At 42.9% G+C, this 21,027-nt stretch carries 15 protein-coding genes and 2 pseudogenes; 12 read left to right on the top strand and 5 right to left on the bottom strand.

Features of this window, described 5'->3' with window-relative positions:
* Positions 1-373, top strand: a pseudogene (locus tag JL57_RS08920) (DUF3102 domain-containing protein); the annotation flags it as partial.
* Positions 374-757: 384 nt separating this feature from the next.
* On the opposite strand, the gene JL57_RS08915 reads toward JL57_RS08920, so the two are convergent.
* Positions 758-1,621, bottom strand: coding sequence for a methyl-accepting chemotaxis protein (locus JL57_RS08915; RefSeq protein WP_034141700.1), 864 nt, complete (start codon positions 1,619-1,621; stop codon positions 758-760).
* Between the two features lie 333 nt (positions 1,622-1,954).
* Between JL57_RS08915 and JL57_RS08910 the strand changes: the two genes are divergently transcribed.
* From JL57_RS08910 to cls, 5 genes are all read left to right on the top strand, one after another.
* Positions 1,955-3,118 carry a DEAD/DEAH box helicase gene (locus JL57_RS08910; RefSeq protein WP_034141699.1) on the top strand — a complete coding sequence of 388 codons (1,164 nt, stop codon included), beginning with the start codon at positions 1,955-1,957 and terminating at the stop codon, positions 3,116-3,118.
* Positions 3,119-3,231: 113 nt separating this feature from the next.
* The gene (locus JL57_RS08905) at positions 3,232-4,065 is read left to right on the top strand and encodes an MBL fold metallo-hydrolase (protein WP_034141698.1); all 834 of its coding nucleotides are present in this window, start codon (positions 3,232-3,234) and stop codon (positions 4,063-4,065) included.
* A 60-nt stretch (positions 4,066-4,125) separates the two neighbouring features.
* The gene (locus JL57_RS08900) at positions 4,126-5,001 is read left to right on the top strand and encodes a MoxR family ATPase (RefSeq protein ID WP_034141702.1); all 876 of its coding nucleotides are present in this window, start codon (positions 4,126-4,128) and stop codon (positions 4,999-5,001) included.
* Between the two features lie 88 nt (positions 5,002-5,089).
* Complete coding sequence (locus JL57_RS08895) at positions 5,090-6,448, top strand: VWA domain-containing protein (RefSeq protein WP_034141697.1); 1,359 nt, start codon at positions 5,090-5,092, stop codon at positions 6,446-6,448.
* 8 nt (positions 6,449-6,456) lie between these two features.
* Positions 6,457-7,899: a cardiolipin synthase gene (gene cls, locus JL57_RS08890; protein ID WP_291299873.1), complete on the top strand. Its 1,443-nt coding sequence runs from the start codon at positions 6,457-6,459 to the stop codon at positions 7,897-7,899.
* A gap of 207 nt (positions 7,900-8,106) precedes the next feature.
* On the opposite strand, the gene JL57_RS08885 is transcribed toward cls, so the two are convergent.
* From JL57_RS08885 to JL57_RS08870, 4 genes are all read right to left on the bottom strand, one after another.
* A complete protein-coding gene (locus JL57_RS08885) occupies positions 8,107-8,892 on the bottom strand; it encodes an acyl-CoA dehydratase activase (RefSeq protein WP_034141695.1) in 786 nt (261 codons plus the stop codon).
* Positions 8,893-9,053: 161 nt separating this feature from the next.
* Positions 9,054-10,283, bottom strand: a complete 1,230-nt coding sequence (locus JL57_RS08880) for a 2-hydroxyacyl-CoA dehydratase subunit D (protein ID WP_034141694.1) — start codon at positions 10,281-10,283, stop codon at positions 9,054-9,056.
* A gap of 2 nt (positions 10,284-10,285) precedes the next feature.
* Positions 10,286-11,434: a 2-hydroxyacyl-CoA dehydratase subunit D gene (locus tag JL57_RS08875; protein ID WP_034141693.1), complete on the bottom strand. Its 1,149-nt coding sequence runs from the start codon at positions 11,432-11,434 to the stop codon at positions 10,286-10,288.
* 16 nt (positions 11,435-11,450) lie between these two features.
* Positions 11,451-13,220 carry a long-chain fatty acid--CoA ligase gene (locus JL57_RS08870; protein WP_291299872.1) on the bottom strand — a complete coding sequence of 590 codons (1,770 nt, stop codon included), beginning with the start codon at positions 13,218-13,220 and terminating at the stop codon, positions 11,451-11,453.
* A 316-nt stretch (positions 13,221-13,536) separates the two neighbouring features.
* On the opposite strand from JL57_RS08870, the gene JL57_RS08865 reads away from it, so the two are divergent.
* The 6 genes and pseudogenes from JL57_RS08865 to sat all read left to right on the top strand — a co-directional run.
* Positions 13,537-13,923, top strand: a complete 387-nt coding sequence (locus JL57_RS08865) for a desulfoferrodoxin (protein ID WP_034141692.1) — start codon at positions 13,537-13,539, stop codon at positions 13,921-13,923.
* Positions 13,924-14,183: 260 nt separating this feature from the next.
* On the top strand, positions 14,184-15,077 hold the full coding sequence (locus JL57_RS08860) for an NAD(P)-dependent oxidoreductase (protein ID WP_034141691.1): 894 nt from the start codon (positions 14,184-14,186) through the stop codon (positions 15,075-15,077).
* Positions 15,078-15,737: 660 nt separating this feature from the next.
* Positions 15,738-16,970, top strand: a complete 1,233-nt coding sequence (locus tag JL57_RS08855; protein ID WP_034141690.1) for a CoB--CoM heterodisulfide reductase iron-sulfur subunit A family protein — start codon at positions 15,738-15,740, stop codon at positions 16,968-16,970.
* Positions 16,971-16,974: 4 nt separating this feature from the next.
* Complete coding sequence (locus JL57_RS08850; RefSeq protein WP_034141689.1) at positions 16,975-19,197, top strand: hydrogenase iron-sulfur subunit; 2,223 nt, start codon at positions 16,975-16,977, stop codon at positions 19,195-19,197.
* 43 nt (positions 19,198-19,240) lie between these two features.
* Positions 19,241-20,407, top strand: a complete 1,167-nt coding sequence (locus JL57_RS08845) for a (Fe-S)-binding protein (protein WP_034141688.1) — start codon at positions 19,241-19,243, stop codon at positions 20,405-20,407.
* Between the two features lie 294 nt (positions 20,408-20,701).
* Positions 20,702-21,027 (top strand): annotated as a pseudogene (gene sat, locus JL57_RS08840) (sulfate adenylyltransferase); the annotation flags it as partial.

Raw genomic sequence — 21,027 nt, 5'->3', positions numbered from 1 at the left:
AGGCCAAGGCCTTGCTCCCGCATGGAGAATGGGGAAAATATCGGTGAGCTATTCCCAGCGCACAGCCAACAGGCTGATGCAGCTCTTTGAAGAATAGGGAGATAAACTGTTCGCTTCCACCGATGACGGCGGCAGATCAAATTCGTCAGCGTTGACGAATTTGACCTACTACCAGGCCCTTCTCCTTCTGGGGATTCCGGAAGATGATCGGGAGAAATTTATCCTGCAGCATGATGTAGAAGATATGACCACCCGGGAGCTGGATCAGGCTCTCAAAGAACGGAATCAAACCGCTCCGGAGAAAGAGCAGGCTCAAGTCACGCCCATGCCAAATAATCCTCAGGATATCAAACTAGACTATCTAACCGTCAAAGTGTATTTGGGCTTTTTTGCTAGGCTAGATGGAGTACGGGTTATTGAAGATACCTCCTTTAAGGGAATGCTAGAACTTTACTATACTAATGATTCTTCAAAACTGTTGCTAAACAATGAACAAGACGATTATTTACACGATATTTATAAAGACTTAACATCTAAGGTTAGCGAGTAAAAAACATTGCCAAAAAACGGAGACGGCTTAACTGTTTCCTTTTTCTTATGCCGACAATACAAAAAGAAAAAGTGGAACCGGCATAACTCTAGCCGATCAGGCTTACGAGTGTGACAAACCTCATATAGACGGCCTGTCCAAGAAACGAATACGTATTCGTTTCTTGGACAGGCCTGGTCGGCGGGATTAGGTTTCTTTGATTTTAAATTATCTTGCGACGTAATGGTCTGTCGTCAAATCTTTGGCTAGTTTAACAATAGAATCGGATAATTCAGATAATTCGTTGACAGAAGGAGTAATTTCTGTCAGAGCTATTGCTTGATGATCCGACACTATAGCCATTTCCTTAACTGCAGCATTGATCTGTTCTACTGCAATTTGAATCTTATCTAGTGTATTTTTAATATTTTTAGTTGAATCAGAGCTGGTTTGAGCAAGTTTGCGAACTTCATCAGCGACTACTGAAAACCCTCGACCATGTACGCCTACTCGAGCAGCCTCGATCGCTGCGTTTAGGCCAAGTAAATTGGTCTGGGCAGCGATTTTACGAATAACTCCAATAATGGTATCTGTTTCATCGACTTGAGATTTAGTATCCTGTGAGATAATCCCTAGTTGTTGACCCGTCGCTGACAGTTCCTCTGCTACGGCTGCTATTTGTTGAACATTAATTTCAACAGTTTTAATGATCTTATTCAGGGAGTTGGCTATTTCATAGAGTCTCTCTCTTCCGTCCACTGACTGTTGGATGGCAATTGCACCGACAACATGGTCATTTTCAAAAATCGGTATAGCTACTGCAATATAGGGTACACCAAAGCCTTCTTTTCCGACTTCTTTAACGACTCGTTTTCGTTGTTGGATTGCGTCATAGGACACCCATCCGGGACCCGGTATCTCTCCAACGTAAGATGCTTTATCCCATTTGAACGTTTTAGGAACCCTATCCCATATAACCTTTTCCGTATCACAGATAAACAACCCAATATCGTCAATCACAAATTGATCAATAAAGGGTGCTACTGCCAAAAAGTGCTGGAGAGTTTTACAATACATTTCATCATTCAACAATAGTTACCTCCCCTACTTTAGAAATCAAAGCATTAATGCTACTTACAAATTTCGATGGAGGACAAACTTATATATAATACAATTATCCAGCATAATTATATTATAGTAACGCTCTTATGTGATATTGCAGATACTTATACCGGGTATAAATACGCGTGTAATAAGAAGGCCTTTTATGTCTATAATCGCTGATTTTCCAAATCAACTCTGAATAATGTTTATATAAGGATAAAATTTCTTATTAACGGATAAAAAGGATATAATGGTATGTGAGCTTAGTATTAAGAACTAAAGAAGTAAACGTCATACATTTATAGATAGGATGGATTATCAATGAAAACAACCTTCAATCAGCTTGGACTGGATGAATCTTTGGTTAAGGCCCTTAAACTACAAGAAATTGTTGAACCGACTGCAATCCAAGAACAAACAATTCCCTTAATTTTGGCTGCTAGAGACGTATTAGGTCAATCAGAAACAGGAACCGGTAAAACCTTGGCCTTTCTTCTGCCGATTTTTCAGAAAATCGATACTCTAAAGAAAGAAACTCAAGCGATGATTCTCACGCCGACCCATGAGTTAGCTATTCAAATTCAGCGTGAAATAGAAACATTAGCCAAAAACTCTGGTTTAGCTGTCACGTCAACGGCTATCATCGGAAACGTCAATATTGCGCGTCAAATCGAAAAGCTTAAACAGAAACAACACATTATTGTGGGTTCCAGTGGCAGAATCCTGGAGTTAATTCAAAAGAAAAAGATTGTTGCTCAAACCGTGAAGACGATAGTACTTGATGAGGCTGATCGCTTACTGGATGAAAATAATTCCTCGATTGTCAAGTCGGTGATTAAGACAACCTTAAGTCGAACTCAACTTATATTATTTTCGGCGACCTTACCTCCAACGACTTATCAACGGGCTTCAGAATTATTAAAGACTCCCGAGATCATTCGTGTTACAGATAAAATTATGATTGCTCCCACTGTTGAACATATGTACTTTTTAGGGGAACAGAGAGATAAAATCGAAATTCTGAGGAAGCTGATTCGGAGCATTATTCCTACCCGGGCCTTGATTTTCATTAACAAAAGCGAAGAAATTGAAAAGATGGTGGAAAATCTCAAATTCCACGGTTTGGAAGCTGAGGGGATATACGGTGGAGCTAATAAAGCTGAGCGAAAAAAAGCTATGGATGATTTTAGAAGCGGTAAAAGCAGTTTACTAGTAGCGTCAGATCTAGCTGCCAGAGGATTAGACATCAAAGGGATTACGCATATTTTTAACCTTGATCTGCCTGAGGATCCTCAACTTTATCTGCATCGGGTCGGTAGAACTGGTAGGGCGGGTAAAAGCGGGATTGCAATTTCCATTGTCAACCTTAAAGAAGTATCCTATTTGAAAAGACTAGAAAGCACGTTCGAAATTAAAATTAATCCTAAGGAGATGCTCCAAGGGAAAATTGTCGATCCCAAAAAAGGATTGCTCAAGAAAAGATAAAGAAAACAACTGAGTGAGTCGCCTTGTCGGATAATCTCACAGTTGAACTTTCATTCATAGGTAGTATAATTAGATTAAACTGAGGAAAATCCAAAGAAATGGGGTTTTCTTGTATGACTATGCATCAGACTGCCTGTTACCTTAGGACGGATAGATCCCAAGAGGTAAGGGTATTTAACAGTATTGTAGGCATGTTAGGAACTACGCTCAACGTCTATGCGTATATCGTGGACGGCATGCTCATCGATAGCGGTCCTCAAAGGATTAAAAGGGGAATTGTGAATTTTTGTCTGCAAAACCGACCTAATAAAATAGTTCATACACATTTTCACGAAGACCATACGGGCAATACGGCATATTTAGTAAAAAAACTCCAAGTTCCTGCGTTCATCCATCCTGAATCAGTAGGTATTTGCCGTAATAAAGGAGATATACCCATCTATCGTCTAGCTTTTTGGGGGCATAGGTTGGGCTTCGAAGCAGAGCCTTTGCCAGAGTTTATCGAAAATGAGCATTCTCGATTTGAAGTGATCCATACTCCTGGACATACTACAGATCATGTCGTTTTCTTGGATAGGGAGAAGGGTAGGTTGTTTAGCGGAGATCTTTTTCTCCACCATAAGACGCGGGTTGTACGACGTAATGAAAACATACCCCTCCTCATGCAATCCTTACGCAAGCTATTGAAGGAGAGTTTTGACACAGTTTATTGTGCTCACGGGGGGGAGATTGAACACGGGTATCGTTTAGTTGAGCAAAAACTAGGGTACCTTGAAGAATTGCAGGATCAAATCCTAAACCTTCATCAAAAGGGACTAGAGATCAAAGCAATTGTCAAGGAGATTTTTCCTCGAACTCCGATTATTTCCTATTTTAGTCTTGGTGAATTTTCTTCTTTTAATTTGGTTCGTTCGCTGATCGAAGATAAAGTGCAAGATGGACGTTAAGGTATTGATAAGGAAATTGTTAGGAGACCCTATTTCAAGATGTGGAGGAAATTTGAGATTATGCAGACATCTCCCTTGGATTTAGCTCAAGAGCTTGAAGAAGAAGGCTATTTAATAGATCAAGATGCAGCGACCACATTATTTCTTGCGTTAGCTTTAGAAAAACCTTGTCTTATTGAAGGACCTGCTGGTGTCGGAAAGACACAGCTGGCTTTGGCATTAGCACGTGCCAAGAAACGAAAATTGATTCGTTTACAATGTTATGAAGGGCTTGATATAAGTAAGGCGTTGTATGATTGGAATTATGCAAAACAGCTCTTACGCTTACAGCTTGCCAAGACTGAAAATTGGAATGACATAAAAGTCGATCTATTTTCCGAAGAGTTTTTACTCTCGCGTCCACTTCTAGAGGCCATCCTGTCTCCGGAACCTGTGTTATTATTGATTGACGAACTTGATAAAAGTGATGAGGAGTTCGAGAGTTTTCTCTTAGAACTACTGGCAGAAAGACAGGTTTCGATTCCTGAACTGGGAACAATCACATCTAAAACCATACCTATTGTAATCTTAACCAGTAATAACTATCGAGACTTTAGTGATGCTTTAAGACGACGTTGTATACATATCTATCTGACTTATCCAAGCTTAGAACGAGAAATTTCAATTCTCAGCTCCCATGCGCCTGACTTGTCGGATCAATTACTTAATGATGTTTGTGAGTTTGTTGCCAAGGTAAGGAAGTTACCCTTACAAAAGCTTCCCAGTGTTTCAGAAACCATCGATTTTGCTCGAGCCTTGAATGCACTTCAAAAAGAGGAATTGAGCTATGGCGCCTTAATGGGGACACTTAGTGTATTGCTTAAATATCCCAAAGACATTGCCAAGTTGGAAGAACGTCTCAAAAAGTGGGAGACTGAGGCGTCCCGGCACCTATAGTAATTAGGGTAATTGAACTGACAGAATGGAATTGCTACACTCGAATTACGTACCTCGTGCCTCGAACCTCGAGTAGGGGATGGAAACTATGGATGGCTGGGTTTTGCTTAGATTAGTTCACGCTCTGAGGCAAGTTTCTTTAACTATTTCCTCACAAGACATTCTTGACGCCCAGACTTGCCTGGTTCAATATCCTGATTTACCTCGCAAACAGATTTTCAAAGCACTGCTTATTCATCGTCCTCAAGATGCTGCTATCTTTGAAACGGTCTGGAGAATTGTAATAGAAAATACGGAATCCTGCGAACGAGAGTATTCGCTGGATGAACCCCTTAAAAAAGACAGGGAAGAAGCGCGAGATAATCAGGGAATAGGAGGACAAGGAGTCGGACGGGGGTCTGGAGGAATCAGTCTTACTGCCCAAGGAAATATACTGGATCTTTCACACATCTCTAATCTTATTTCAGTTTCGCGAATCGAGGAGTTAGCCGGCAGTGGGTTAGAATTTGAAGAGGTTGTTAAAGCAATTTTAGCTGATATTGACTATTACACTTGGATCAATTCCTTTGATTTAGCTTATCAGCGGGGTGCTCTTTCTGAGGAGGAATGGTATTCCCATCAGAACACTCGGGCCACTATCCTGCGTGAAATTCGGCAGCGGTTATTAATGCTCCAAGTTACGCTTGATAACAGTTGGGAACCCCTTGTCCGGCAGCACTGGTTCTTCAAACCGTTAAGTTCGTTATCTGAAGAAGAGAGAGAACTTGTGAAGTCAAGTATTCGAAAATGGGCTCGAAATTTAGCCATCCGACCAGGCTATCGTTGGAAATCTCATCACAAAGGGACGCTGGATATCGCCAGAATCATTCAGCAAAGTGTTCAGCGGGATGGTTTACTTTTCCATTTGTGCTACCGCCACAAAATCCCCCGTGCCCCTGAATTGGTGGTGCTTTGCGATGTCTCGAATTCTATGGCCTCCTTTGTGGAATTTTTGATTTACCTTGTAACCTGTCTAAGAGCTCGTTTTCGTAAGATACGGGTATTCTTTTTTATCGATTCGGTCTGGAATGTTACTGATTTTGTTTGGGATGATGATCTCAGCGGAGTAAAACAAGAGATAAGAAGCTGGGGTCATAAGGTAAGTTCAGGGTTTTCGGATTATGGAGAGGTATTTAAGGAACTCGCTGAACACATACTTAGAGAAGTGTCATCTCAAGCAATTGTCATCATTCTGGGAGATGGAAAAAACAATTATCGTCCTGCTCAACCGGAGTACATTGCCCAGATCTCAGGAAAAGTACGTAAAGTGATTTGGTTAAATCCGCTAGAGGGACAGGCGTGGTCTGAGCCGGATAATGCCATGAAAGACTATCAAAAGTATTGCTCGAAAGTCTATCGATGTCGTTCCGCGAGGGATTTGCATAGAATTGTAAAGGATGTTTTTTAGAGGAGGCTATACTCATTTCTATTTTCTTTACGATCATCTTCATAATTATCCTGCTTCAGCTTGTCTTCTTAGGCTCCGTAATTTTCTTAGAAAACAGGGACCCGACAAAAACAATCATCTGGCTTTTGATTCTGGGAGCCTTACCGATTTTAGGCGCTTTACTTTATATCCTCTTTGGTCGGGTTGTACGGAAACGCCGACTGTCCCGCCATAAGCAAGTGAGACAGGAGCAAACCGAGGAACTTCTGATGGATAGACAAGTCAGACCGAGCGCTGAAGATGTCGACCAAGCGGGAGACAGCCCCATGAACAAGAAGCTGGCCCGACTCTTGCTTAATGATGCCAATGCGCCCCTAACCCTCAATAATCGTTCCGAAGTGCTCACCAACGGCAAGAAGACATTTAGGGCACTATTCTCGGCAATAGAAGAAGCTAGGTATCACATTCACTTGGAATATTATATTTTTCATAATGATGCGATTGGTAGGGATATCCTTAACCTTTTGATGCGTAAAGCATCTGAGGGGGTTAAGGTACGTGTTCTAGTGGATGGATTGGGAAATCGGTCCTTAGAGAAACGGTTTGGAGAGTTGAGGAAAGCAGGGGTTGAGACTGCGGGGTTCTATCCTGTCCGCTTTCCGTTCTTATCAAAAAGGCTTAACCTGCGCAATCATCGTAAAATCGTTGTGGTCGATGGTCGGCTAGGCTTTCTCGGAGGATTAAATGTCGGGGATGAATATTTATCACGTAATAAGAAAATCGGATTTTGGCGAGATACTTTCCTTAAGCTGGAAGGAGATTCGGTTAATTTTCTGCAAACGGTTTTTTTGAATGATTGGAATGTCGTGACTCATGAGGATATTAATGGCCCGCGGTACTATCCGCAACCCTTGCAGTTGGGAAGTCAACTCACGCAAATTGCGGCTACTGGTCCCGATTCGGATTGGGGATCTATGTTACAAATCTTCTTTGTGGCCTTGACGAGTGCGGAAAAGACAATTTATATCGAAACTCCTTATTTTATTCCGGATGAAGGGTCAGTTATGGCCCTTAAAACTGCTGCCCTCAGTGGTTTAGACGTCAGAATTATTCTCCAGGGAGTCCCGGATCACAAGCTCACCTATTGGGCCTCGCATTCCTATATTGAAGAATTATTAGAATCAGGCGTGAGAATTTATCGTTATACTAAGGGGGTTCTCCATGCCAAAGTACTGATTCTCGATAGCGAAATCGGAGTGGTAGGGTCGACTAATTTTGATATCCGCAGTTTTAGTTTGAATTTTGAAATTAGTGCCTTCATTTATGAATGCGCTTTTGCCCATCGTCTGGAACAAGACTTTCATCAGGACCTTGCCGACAGCAAAGAACTTGTGTTGGAAGAGTACAAATTGCGTCCCTTGTCCGACCGTATTAAAGAATCAAGTGCACGTTTGTTTTCACCGCTCTTATAGCGAGCGGATCAATCCTCAAAAAAGATGCCCGTTTTGTTCTTAAGAAAGAGAACATAGCTCTTAAAGCTGAATAGATAACAAGCGAAGCCGAAGTTCAATGAACTCCGGCTTTGCCTGTACTTTCATTATATAGTCAGACTCCCATGCCGCTAAGCGGCACCACTGAATGTAAACCTCGATCATTTGACTTGATTTTATTACACTTTATTATTTAACTTTATGGAGCTCCCAAGCAAGTAATGCTGCACCCAAAGCGGCAGTAATGACCGGTTCCCGGGATACAAGCAGGGGATAACCTAGCTGCTTGGCCAGGGCATGAACAACACCTTGGTTATGGGCTACTCCTCCAGTGAATACAATATCGGGCTCCAATCCGGTTCGTCGAGTCATTGAAGCTACTCGGCTGGCTACAGAATCGCAGACACCAGCGAGAATGTCCGATTTAGGTGCTCCTGCAGAAACCTGGGAAATAACTTCAGATTCGGCAAAGACCGTGCAAAAGGAGGAGATTTGGGTTGGGTTTTTTGAGGAAGAGACTATTTCTCCAATTTCCTGCCATTCTACTTCGAGGGCTGAGGCCATGACTTCTAAAAATCGACCCGTGCCGGCTGCACATTTATCATTCATGGCAAAGTCTGCAACCTTACCATTAGAGAGTAATTTTATGACTTTGCTATCTTGGCCGCCTATGTCGATAACGGTGCGCGCACTAGGAAATAGATGGTGGATCCCTTTGGCTTGACAAGTAATTTCTGATACTTCTCGATCTGCGGGAAAGGTAACCCGCCCATAACCCGTTGCGACTGTGGCTATGACTGATTGTTCATTCAAATCAGATTCACAAAGAAGTTGTTCTTTGAGACGGGTGGCTACGTCTCGCCCACTATAGCCGGCTCTGGTTTTGGCCTGTCCGATAATTTCCTGATGACTATTAAGGAGGACTACTTTAACGGTTAATGAGCCAATATCTACGCCTACAAAATACTGCTGCATAATATTCCTCCTAATTCACTGCGTAAGTTCGAGATGTGAAGTTCCAAGCACAAAGCATAAAGCATAAAGTTTGATGCCTGGCCGAGAATCTCGGACCATTTTTTTGTACTAGTCTAATTTCCAGGTGAATACTAAGTGCCACTAAGGCGACGGCCTGCGGCTCATGTAAGCTCATCAAAGGTTTCCAGGAAAGCCTGAACTCGATTGCGGACAGGCTCTTCAGCATATGCTCTTGGGTCGGCCATGTCTGCTTCGATCATTAGCCCGGGAACTCCAGTTTCACGCATCACTTTTCTACGGATCACTTCTTGAACCAATGAATAGGGTTTACAGGAACGATTGGAATGCATGACGAAACCATTTGCCTTGTAGTCCCTGATTAAGCTAATCAATTGATTGGCTCTGTACTCGGGGGAACGATTGAGAAAAACCTCAGTGTAGGTTGCCGCTAAGCTTTCCATGGGAGTACCCGGAGCGTGGTCGGTCGCCCATCCTCCACTATAGGTGTCCGTAACGAAACATGCCCCTTTTTCAGCAAATAGTTTGTAGAAGGTAAATAATTGAGGCCAAATTGCGATGTTGTCCCAGACTAAGCGAATGCGTTCATCGTTGATAGCACCCTGGGAGAGGTTGACTCGTTCCTTGACTTCTGCTTTCAGCTTGCGGTAATAGTCAATTCCTGCTTGTGATCCTCTCAGCACAACGATCGGTGCCATGTGGATAAAGAGATCGGGTGCATTAAGAGGAGAGGGACTGACTTGGCAGTACTGTCTAGTTTCTTTCCAGAGTGAGGTAATTTCGGCACTCAGGCGCATCTGCTTGGCAAGGCTTTTCTGATTTAATTTTCGACCCGTTATTTTTTCCAGTTCTAAAGCCATAGAGTTTAGTTGCTCCAAGACATAGTCTTTAGCCTGTGGTGTCAATTCTCCCGTCAGATACGGGGTATCAAGAACTAGTAATGGAACATTAAAATGACGTGCTAAAACTTCATACCACTTGAGTACGGTTCCACAGATGTTATTACAGGCTACCAAGAGGTCGGGCTTAGGCATCCCTCCCAAAGGGGCGAGGTCTGGTCTAAGAACTCCTCCAATATTTGAACGGGCGTAAGAACAGAGGTCTTGGGAATAACCCGCTGTTTCAGCGACTTCACATAAACTCACGGTTGCTTGGCGAGCACTGTAAATAGCTGCATATTGCTCTGGGTAAGCTGAGTGAATTTTAAAAGCGCGCAGGAGTTCGACAGGGGCACCACTAGTGACCCACGCCAAGGGGCGATGCAAGGGTTTGCCCCAGTAGCGATGGTAATTAGTTAAGGCATAGTATCGTCCCATGGTTTTTTGCAGAGCTTTAGTGCTAACCAGTGGACGATAATTTCGTTGTTTCACCATGATCAACCCTCCTTTCTCAATCCAGGGTCTTCAATGATGCTTTCTAAAAAGGCCTGGAGCCTTGTTCTTTCCTGTCCCCCCACATTAGCCCCTTCCAGTTCCAGCGTTAGAGTGCGAATCCCGCTATTGCGGAAATTCTCGGCCAAAGTTACGGCATCCCAAGCATGGGGGTCGCAGTATTTTCGAATAATGATAATCGCACCTTGGGCTTGCCGTTGCTTAGCAAGTTCAGTTAGATAGGCGATTCGTTCATTTAGACTGCGGTGTTTACACGGACAGGGGGGCATTTCAGAGTAACGCTTTACTATATCGGCAAGCGGGTTATCGGATTCGGTTAGGGTGTGGCCAGAATAATGGCGATAACCAGTACAGGTATCATCCGCAACGACTCTCCCTCCCAAATCTTCAATCATTGTGAAAAGGCTATCATTTTCTAACACTGCGCTGCTAATCAGGACTTTCGCCCGCTGGTGAGGTACTGCAGCCATTTCTTTTAAGGTTGGGAGGCATAGCTCAAGGGCTTTAGCGTAATCTGAACGCGGCATAAGCTGTCCTGCTCTGAGTATAGAAAACACTAGGGGGGAAGGGAGGCCGGGCCTAAGGGCATCAAGTTCAGTCACTAATTTACGGGTCTGAGCACATAACCTCAAGGCGTCCTGAATGGCTTGCTGATTGATCTCTTGCTGAGTTATGTTCGTTAGTTCTTTTAAGAGAGTATTCAATTCAGCAAGATAGTATCGAGGGGCGCCTTGGGCCGTTAACATGACTGGTGGGACAAGATCGACAGTCTTGCTGCGACCGCTGGCGGCCCAGATTCCACTTAGGCACTGCATTGTGTCACAGGTATGGGTAAACCCGATTCCGACAAGGTCTTGCCATTTCTCTCGGATTTCCATGTCGAGTGTTCCTCTTGCCAAAGAACAGCTATAAGCTGGGAGTTCAGCAGGAGTTGAGTTTTCGGAATCAGGAAACAGGCGCAGAGGGTCTAGACCAGCCGCTAAGATAAGTTCTTCTGGAAAATAGGAGCAAAAATAACCGAAGAATTTTCGTTCCGGATAACGTTGGAAACGAACCGCACCTTTAAGCGTAGATTCTTCCAGGAGTAGTTCAAGTAAATCGTTGGTATCAGAGTTCGTATTGATTACAGACATTAAGGGACTCCTCTCCTTAGCCTTTTAGGGATTGACCAGGAACGTATTCGGACTGTTGCGGAGTATCGGTGTGAGGTGGACTGGCTGAACTGATTTGGTCTTCCTCACGCAGGGAGCGTTTTAAGATTTTACCAATAGCTGTCATAGGAAGTTCGGCGCGGATCTCAACTTGTTGGGGTACTTTATAGGGTAGGAGATGCTCTCGACAAAAGGTAATTATGGCTTGTTCTTCGACTGTTTCTGCTTCTCTTAAGGTGATAAACGCCTTAACTTTTTCCCCCTTGTAACCATCTGGTATTCCAATAACACAGGCCTCTTTTACAGCCGGGTGTTGATAGAGGATATCTTCAACTTCACGCGGATATACATTGAAACCCCCGGTAATAATCATATCCTTTTTACGGTCTACAATATAGAAATAACCGTCTTCGTCCATGTAGCCCAGATCTCCGGTGTAGAGCCAACCATTTCTTATGGCATAAGCTGTTTCTTCGGGGCGGTTGTAGTACCCAAGCATAATTTCGGGACCCGTCAGAACAATTTCTCCAAATTCTTGGGGTGGAAGGTCGATCTCTCCGGTTTCAATATCTCTAATCGCCATCCTGACATCCGAAAAAGGCATACCAATACTGCCGGTTTTGTTGATGCCCCGATAGGGATTTGCACAGAGCGCAGTAACTGCTTCTGTAAGGCCATAACCTTCCATGAGTTTGCTGTCGGTTAGTTCTTCAAACTGCCGCTTAACTTCTGGAGCTAATGGAGCCGCGCCAACAAAACAACCGCGCAGAGAAGAGAGATTAAAGCGTGACAAACGTGGGTGGTTAATGATGCCAATATACATCGTGGGCACTCCTGCGAAGAGGGTCGCTTGATAGCGGTGTATTCCTTTGAGAATGTCATCCACATTAAAGCGTGGAATAAGAACGCAGGAAGCACCAGAAATCAAGGGTGCATTCATACAGACTGACATGCCGAAGCCATGAAAGATTGGCAGGACGGCAAGTAAACGATCATTTTCGCTCATTTGTACCCAAGCGGCTCCTTGGGTAGCATTGGCGACTAGGGCAGAGTGAGAAAGCATGACCCCTTTAGGTTTGCCAGTTGTCCCTCCAGTATAGATCAGTAAGGCTTCATCTCGGAAAAGGTCAAATTCCCTTGTTACATAAGGTTTTGGTTCGCGATCCAATAAGGTTTTTAACCAAATGCGGCTTGGTAAGCGAGACTTAGCTTCAGGCGATAACTTGCGTGTAAATGGGTAAAGGGACTTAATGGGATAAGGCATGAATTCATTAAGAGAGGTGTAAAAAGTATGTTCGAGAAGATGTTGTTCGCCCGAGTTATGGCAAGCTTCCCGGACGTTTTCCAACCTACCAGCTAAGAGATCGAGACAAATAGCAGAACGGATCTTGCCATCTCGAAAAATATGTAGGAGTTCTGGCTCAGTGCTCAGAGGATTGACCGGAACGACTACGGCCCCAATACTTAAGATGGCATAATAACTAATGACATATTGGGGACAGTTTGGCAACAAAAGGGCAATCCGGTCTCCTTGATTAATTCCAATTTCCTTCAGTGCAGAAGCTAAGCGGTTGACATAGCGTCCTAATTGCTCGTAACGAATCACCTTCCCGAAAAAAATTAAGGCGTTTGCCTTGGGATGTTTCTCAACACTCCGGCGGAATAATTCATCCAGAGTGACCTCAGGATACTGGAGTGTGATGGGTACCTCAGGATCATAGTGTGTTGTCCAGGGAACATGTGTTTCGGTGGTCGCGGCTTTGTCCATTTACTTGCCCTCCTTATTAATTAGTGCGAGTAACGTTTAGTTAGCCTGCGTCAAAATTGAACCCTTTTTATAGTATTATAGTAAAAATATTGGCTATAGTATAGCGTTTAATTATAATATTCAGTCAATTGTGCTGCCAAGTCCATAGTTCTTTAGTAAAATGGCCCTATAGTCATATTCCAGTTCAGGAATATGATGAACACAAGGATCTGCGTTTATAGTTTTGATTACAAAAAAAGAATATTTATAAGGAGGAAATTTATAATTTCTGGAGAATACTAGAATAGGTAAAAAAATCGAAATGGAGGCATGGTTAATGACAAACCTTAGAGAGCTTTATGTTTGTAGTATTTGTGGCAATGTTGTTGAAGTTGTTCATACGGGGGCGACTGCTTTAGTCTGCTGTAATAAACCGATGGATAAACTTGAAGCAGGGACTAAAGATGCTAGTCTAGAAAAACATGTTCCTGTTATTGAGATAGTCAGCGAAGGAATTAAAGTTAAGGTCGGTAGTGTAGCACATCCAATGGAAGAGAAACATTTTATTCGCTTTATCGAAGTCCTAACTAAGGATCAGGTACTCAGAGCTGAACTCGCACCCAACCAGGCGCCTGAAGCTATTTTTAAACTCGCTAAATCTGATGATGTCGTAGAGGTTAGAGAATATTGCAATATACATGGGCTCTGGAAAGCAGATCTATAAATTGTGTCGTGGTAAAGAAAACTTGGCTGGCGCCCGAAGACACTGTCTTCGCACGTATTAGTCATTCTGTCAGCCGCAGGCGAAGGCGGCAGCCTTAGTTGCACTTATGCTTAGAAAGTATATAACGTAAGTTTATACTTTCTGATTGTAAAATCAAAGGATAGGTAGGATTAAATTCTGCCTGTCCTTTATTCATGAGTGATTATTGTCTTGAAATTGGCTATAATTAGGAAATAGGAGTCAAACGGGGGGTAGAACATATGACATTAACGTTAGCAAATACGGTTATTGGTTTTATTGGTACAGGAGTTATGGGTAAAAGTATGGTTGGTCATCTCTTAAAGGCTGGTTATCAAGTGGTTGTTTATAACCGCACAAAAGCAAGTGCAGAAGAATTAATCCAGAGGGGAGCTATATGGCAAGATACCGTTGCCGATTTGGCGGCCCAGAGTAACGTGATCATCTCTATGGTAGGTTATCCTAAAGATGTTGAAGAAGTATATCTAGGAGTTAACGGCATAATTAATCATGCCAAAAGTGGAACTTATTTAGTGGATATGACCACCTCAGATCCTGAGTTAGCTAATAAAATTTATGAAGAGGCTAAAGCCAAGGGACTGTACGCATTAGATGCTCCTGTATCTGGTGGAGACATTGGTGCCAAAGAAGCACGTTTAGCGATTATGGTGGGCGGGGATGAAGAAGCCTATAATGCTATAGTACCTATTTTCAAAATTGTGGGCAAAAATATTATTCTGCAAGGAAAAGCCGGATCTGGGCAACATACCAAAATGTGTAATCAAATTACAATTGCTTCCAATATGATTGGGGTTTGTGAAGCGATGGCTTATGCTCAAAAGTCTGGTTTAGATCCAGAAATAGTTTTAAAAAGTATTGAATCGGGAGCTGCTGGGAGCTTTTCATTAACTAATCTGGCTCCACGAATGCTAGCAAACAATTTCGCGCCGGGTTTCTATGTTAAACATTTTATTAAGGATATGACGATTGCTCTAGAATCTGCTCGAAAAATGGGTTTGATCACCCCGGGTTTGGAACTGGCTAAGTCAATGTACGAACAATTAGCGGAACTAGGGGAAGAAGACAGTGGAACTCAAGTATTGTATAAAATGTATTTGCAAAGAGAAAAACTTTAGCATTTGAGACGAACCATGTTGAAGTGTCGGTCTTGACTCTTTCAAATGCCTTTCGCTGAATTATGTATACTCTATTCAGAATTACTATGGTCAGATAGCGGACATTTTGAAGAACACCACTAAATTCATTTAAACTACTGGACTTTGTAATAAATGTTGTCTTACCCATTTTGCGGTAGTTGAGGTGGAGATATAGGCTAACCATAGGTTATACACAATTCCAAACTAAATCCCGCTATATTAACTAGGACATGATCAAAGGGACAAGCTTAAATTTAGCAGTTTTCAAGAGATACGGAACGGACTTTTGATGGAATTAGCCATAGGATATGCTAATGATGGCATATTGACTTAATATGCCATCAGTGCTAATCTAATTTTAAGAAGATTGTCGGAATACTTTGTGCAAATAGTTACGTTTCGTAAAATATATAAAATTAATCTCGATTCGATACATTCTAAAGTTACTTTATTTTTTTGATTGAATATGTGAAAGAAATCATATTCGCTTATCAGTCCATTTCCTTACAATACTACGAAAGCAATTATCCTTCTATAAAAACAGTAGGAGGAATGCTATAAGGTTGGATCAAGGAAATCCTTGTACCAACTGCCTCGGCAAACACCGAGAGTTTATTGACATATAAGGGAGGTAGAAGGATGGCGCATAAGAGTATTTTAGTAGTCGGAGGGGGAGTCAGCGGACTTACAGCCGCTATTGAAGCTTCCGAAGCAGGAAGCGAGGTCTATCTGATCGAACAAAAATCCTACCTAGGTGGCAGAGTAGCCCAGATGAACCAGTATTTTCCTAAATTGTGCCCCCCGAACTGCGGGTTGGAGATTAACTTTAAACGGATTAAGCAAAATCCCCGAATCAAATTCTTTACTTTAGCTGAAATCGAAAAGATTGACGGTGTAGAAGGTGATTATACAGTAACCGTTAAATCAAATCCGCGTTATGTAAAACAGAGTTGTACGGCTTGTGGGAAGTGCTCGGAAGTATGTCCAGTTGAGAGAGCAAATGAGTTTAATTACGGATTGGATAAAACTAAGGCGATTTATAAAGCACATGAGTTTGCTTTCCCAATGAAGTATGTAATTGATGAAAAAGCTTGTCTGGGAGCGGAATGCGCAAAGTGTGTAACCGCCTGCCAATATGATGCCATTGAGTTGGACATGGCACCTAAAAGTTTTAATTTGAATGTAGGTGCAATTGTCTGGGCTACAGGCTGGGAGCCTTATGATGCCAAGAAAGTTGACTACTATGGTTATGGACAGCATCAAAATGTTATTACTAATGTAATTATGGAGAGATTAGCAGCCTCTAACGGCCCAACGGCTGGCAAAATTGTTCGCCCGTCGGACGGTAAAGAGGTTAAAACTGTTGCTTTTGTCCAGTGCGCTGGTTCCCGTGATGAAAATCATCTGCCCTATTGTTCTGGAGTTTGCTGTATGGCTTCACTCAAACAAGCCACCTACGTCAAAGCAATGAATCCAGATTCTAAGGTTTATATGTTTTATATAGATGTCAGGGCGATGGGTAAACATGAAGATTTTTATACCAAAGTGCAAGATGATATTACCATGATTAAAGGAAAAGTTGGCGAGATCTCGGAGGATCCGCTAAGCAAAGATTTAATCGTTCAAGTAGAGAATCAGTTGACCGGCGAAATTATGAAGGAAACCGTTGACATGGTTGTATTGGCGACAGGAATGGTACCAGCTACTTCGAATGTACCTGAGGCAATAGCCTGTGATGAGGATGGATTTATTCTTTCCAAACTTGGAATTTATGGCGCAGGATGTGTCAAGAAGCCGTTGGATGTTTCCTCATCGGTTAAAGATTCTACTTCTGCAGCGCTTAAAGCCATTCAATCTACGGTGAGGAGGTAGCCCAATGGATAAAAAAACAGGTGTTTATATCTGTACTGGCTGTAGTATCGGAGAATCTCTAAAAATAGAGAGCCTGTCCAAGGTTGCCACCAAGGAGGGCAAGGTTCCGGTATGTAAAACACACCCTTTTCTCTGTGGACCGGAAGGGGTTGCGCTAATCAAGAATGACATTGAGAGTGAGGGTGTTAATACACTTCTTATAGCTGCTTGCTCCCCACGTGTCAATTATGATGTTTTTGAATTTGACTCTTCCTGTATTATGGAGAGGGTAAACCTTAGAGAACAGGTCATCTGGAGCCAACCTGCCAACGATGAAGATACCCAGATGATGGCAGAGGATTATATAAGAATGGGTCTTGCTAAGGTGAAGCATATCGATCTGCCGGTACCTTACCAAGGCGAAAATATGGTCAAAACCCTCCTAGTAGTAGGCGGAGGCTTGACAGGTATGACAGCGGCGTTAGAAGCTGCCAAAGCAGGGTACAAAGCTGTTTTAGTTGAGAAAAGCCCAGTGCTTGGTGGATGGATGAATGGCTTATTTAAACAAGCTCCACGGAAGGCGCCTTTTACAACACCTGAAGCGGTTGATATCGCAGAGTTGGTTAATCAAGTTGAAGCCAACCCTGATGTTACAGTATACACTGGAGCTGAAATCTTAGAAATCGCTGGTGCACCTGGCATGTTCGATGCTTCCATTAACCAAAATGGTACTACTGTTAAGGAAAGAGTCGGTTCGGTTGTTCTTGCTACAGGTGCCGTGCCCTATGATCCTACTAAGTTAGACTATCTTGGTTATGGTAAATATGAAAACGTAATTACTAGTCAAAAAATGGAAGAATTAGCTTCCGAGGGTAAAATTGTACGCCCTGACGGCAAAGAAGTGCAGAGTATTGCCTTTATCCAATGCGCAGGATCTCGCGATCAGGAACACTTGCCTTACTGCTCTGCAACATGTTGTGTGGAGTCTTTGAAACAAGCGACTTACCTAAAGGAACAAAATCCGGAAGCCAATGTCTTCATTTTCTACAAAGACATGCGAGCATCAGGTCAGTATGAACGCCTGTATCAACAAGTGCAAAAAGATGGAGGTATTTTCGTCAGAGGAGATATCAATGGTATCACCGAAGATGGCGAGAAGAATCTGCTTATCGAAGCAACAGATGTTCTATCTGGAGAAACGATCACAACCGAAGGTGTAGACATGGTGGTTCTGGCAAACGGTATGGTGCCTACCACAGCTTTTGGAGAGGATATTGCGGCCAAGGCTGATACAGAAGAGGACTGTAAAGAGGATGATGGTCCTAAGCCAGAATTTATTCTCAGGTCGAATCTGCTTAATCTGGCCTATCGTCAAGGACCAGAGATGCCTACCTTAAAATACGGTTATGCAGATTCCCATTTTATCTGCTTCCCTTATGAAACCCGCCGGACAGGGATTTATGCTGCTGGTAGCGTTCGAGCTCCGATGGATGAGTTATCTACGATTGAAGATGCTACTGGAGCAGCGTTAAAGGCTATTCAATGTATGGAATCAAGCGCCCAAGGTGTGGCTGTACACCCTCGTGTAGGGGATATGTCTTTCCCGGATTTTGCAATGTCAAGATGCACCCAATGCAAACGCTGTACAGTAGAATGTCCTTTCGGTGCTATCAACGAAGATGAGAAATTCAATCCGTTGCCAAATCCTACGCGTTGTCGGCGTTGCGGAATCTGCATGGGCGCTTGTCCAGAACGGATTATCTCCTTTAAGAATTACTCAGTACCTATGATTGGTAACGTCCTCAAATCGATTGAAGTACCTGATGAGGATGAAGAAAAACCAAGAATTCTTATCTTTGCTTGTGAAAATGATGCTTACCCAGCCTTGGATATGGCAGGTATTAATCGGCTCAAATATAATGCTTGGGTTCGCGTTATCCCACTAAGATGCTTAGGCTCCTTGAGCTTAGTTTGGATTGCCGATTCGATGTCACAGGGAATTGATGGAATTTTCCTTCTAGGCTGCAAGCATGGCGATGATTATCAGTGCCACTTCATTAAAGGAAGTGAGTTAGCCGAAATCAGGTTATCAAAAGTGTCGGAAACCTTAAACAGACTGGATCTCGACTCTGCCCGAGTGCGAATGGATCAAGTCTCTATAACGGATTACGACAAATTACCTGCTATGTTAGATGACTTTGCCGAGAAACTAAATGAACTGGGCCCCAACCCCTATAAAGGATTCTAAGTAGGGGTCACATCCCCCCATTAGATAGCAAAGGAGCAGCATTATGGATGAAATAAAAGAAATATCTCTGGAGATGAGAGAGTATATTATTTCTTCAGGAGCCGAAACGCTTAACTGGTGTATGCAGTGCGGTCTCTGCACCAATCTATGTCCTTACCGACAGGTTCCTGGCGAGCTTAGCGAAGCATTTAACATTCGTAAAATGCAACGTCAAGGCCAGCTAGGTTTAGAAGGTTTCGATGATGAAGAAGTTCTTTTTGCCTGTGTTACCTGTGGCATGTGTCAGTCAAACTGTCCGCGGAGCGTTGAAATCATCAAAAACGTGCGTTCCATGCGTAATACCATAGTTGGAGCTGGCATCTTGCCTGGGCATTTACGGCCTGTTGCAGGAAGTCTTCACGCTAATGGTAACCCATGGACTGGACCGCAAGAAAAGAGAGCGGACTGGCTGGAAGGCTTGAATGTCCCAGCCTATACAGAAGACATGGAATATCTGCTCTATGTTTGCTGTACTTCGTGTTATGACACACGCAGTCAAAAGATTGCCAAGAGCGTCGTCAAACTCTTGCAACAAGCTGGAGTAAGTTTTGGAGTGCTAACGGCTGAAGAGAATTGCTGTGGTGAGACCATCCGTAAAATCGGGGATGAGGATCTCTTCACTAAACTGGCCGAATCAAATATTAAGCTGTTCAACGGAAAAGGCGTCAAGAAAATCATTACAACCTCTCCTCATTGCCTGTATGCTTTCAAAACGGACTACCCCGAACTGGGCGGAGAGTATGAAGTTATGCATTATTCGGAACTTCTGAGTAATCTTTTGAAAGACGGCAAACTTTCTTTACCTGGAGAACAAGCTAAAAAGATCACATTCCATGATCCTTGTTACTTAGGACGACACAATTTGGTCTATGATGCTCCAAGAGAACTTCTCCAAGCAGTTCCTGGTGTAGAATTTGTCGAGTTGGATCGAGCTAAGAATAAGAGCCTTTGCTGTTCAGGTGGAGGCGGACGGATTTGGGCAGAAGTACCCTTTGGGGAGCGCTTCGGCGAATTACGAATCAATGACGCCGTGAAACAAAATGCGGATGTTATAGTCACAGCATGCCCTTACTGCATTACGATGCTTGATGACGCTTGTGCTGGCTTAGAAAAAGGTGATGTATTAAAAGTCATGGAAATGTCCGAATTCCTTTGTGAATCAATTAAGTAATAGAGATAAGACCATATATACTGCCTCGTTAATAGGTAGTGAATAAGTATCGGATGTTCAGCTAACCTCATGCTACAAGTGATAGGGATAATTATGGCTTATAGATCTGGGGTTAGCTAACTGATAACTGATATGGTGAAAAAAGGGTCAAGATTTAGTGAAAGGGGGGATGCCAGAAACAATGTTTATGCAGTGTATCGTCCAGCAAATTATTGTTGGTAGTGAGCAGGATAAACACCAGTTTCTGTAGTAGACTCGCAATCATTATTAAATTAATTGAAGGAGGATAAGACGATGTCGAAACTAGTACCACCGCATGGTGGAAAGTTAACACCGGTATTACTCCCTGAGTCACAAAGAGCAGATGCTTTAGCAAAAGCTAAAACATTGCCTGTGATTCGCATGACTTCCAGAGAAACTTCTGACCTATTAATGATTGGGATGGGTGCATTCAGCCCATTGACAGGGTTCATGGACAAAGCTAATTATGAGAGTGTTGTAGAAACAAAACACTTGACCAATGGTTTAGCATGGCCTCTCCCGATTACATTATCCGTTACTCCTGAACAAGCTGAAACCCTTAAAATTGGCATGGAAGTAGCTTTAGTGGATGATGAAAC

Source organism: Desulfosporosinus sp. BICA1-9 (genome assembly GCF_000802135.1).
The sequence above is the reverse complement of the archived record's forward strand: the minus strand, read 5'-3'. Positions and strand labels throughout refer to the sequence as shown.

Bases quoted from the DNA above. Each gene is read 5' to 3' on its own strand.
- JL57_RS08910 (WP_034141699.1), top strand. From the start codon at position 1,955: ATGAAAACAACCTTCAATCAGCTTGGACTGGATGAATCTTTGGTTAAG.
- JL57_RS08905 (WP_034141698.1), top strand. From the start codon at position 3,232: ATGACTATGCATCAGACTGCCTGTTACCTTAGGACGGATAGATCCCAA.
- JL57_RS08900 (WP_034141702.1), top strand. From the start codon at position 4,126: ATGCAGACATCTCCCTTGGATTTAGCTCAAGAGCTTGAAGAAGAAGGC.
- JL57_RS08895 (WP_034141697.1), top strand. From the start codon at position 5,090: ATGGATGGCTGGGTTTTGCTTAGATTAGTTCACGCTCTGAGGCAAGTT.
- JL57_RS08885 (WP_034141695.1), bottom strand. From the start codon at position 8,892: ATGCAGCAGTATTTTGTAGGCGTAGATATTGGCTCATTAACCGTTAAA.
- JL57_RS08880 (WP_034141694.1), bottom strand. From the start codon at position 10,283: ATGGTGAAACAACGAAATTATCGTCCACTGGTTAGCACTAAAGCTCTG.
- JL57_RS08875 (WP_034141693.1), bottom strand. From the start codon at position 11,434: ATGTCTGTAATCAATACGAACTCTGATACCAACGATTTACTTGAACTA.
- JL57_RS08870 (WP_291299872.1), bottom strand. From the start codon at position 13,220: ATGGACAAAGCCGCGACCACCGAAACACATGTTCCCTGGACAACACAC.
- JL57_RS08865 (WP_034141692.1), top strand. From the start codon at position 13,537: ATGACAAACCTTAGAGAGCTTTATGTTTGTAGTATTTGTGGCAATGTT.
- JL57_RS08860 (WP_034141691.1), top strand. From the start codon at position 14,184: ATGACATTAACGTTAGCAAATACGGTTATTGGTTTTATTGGTACAGGA.
- JL57_RS08855 (WP_034141690.1), top strand. From the start codon at position 15,738: ATGGCGCATAAGAGTATTTTAGTAGTCGGAGGGGGAGTCAGCGGACTT.
- JL57_RS08850 (WP_034141689.1), top strand. From the start codon at position 16,975: ATGGATAAAAAAACAGGTGTTTATATCTGTACTGGCTGTAGTATCGGA.
- JL57_RS08845 (WP_034141688.1), top strand. From the start codon at position 19,241: ATGGATGAAATAAAAGAAATATCTCTGGAGATGAGAGAGTATATTATT.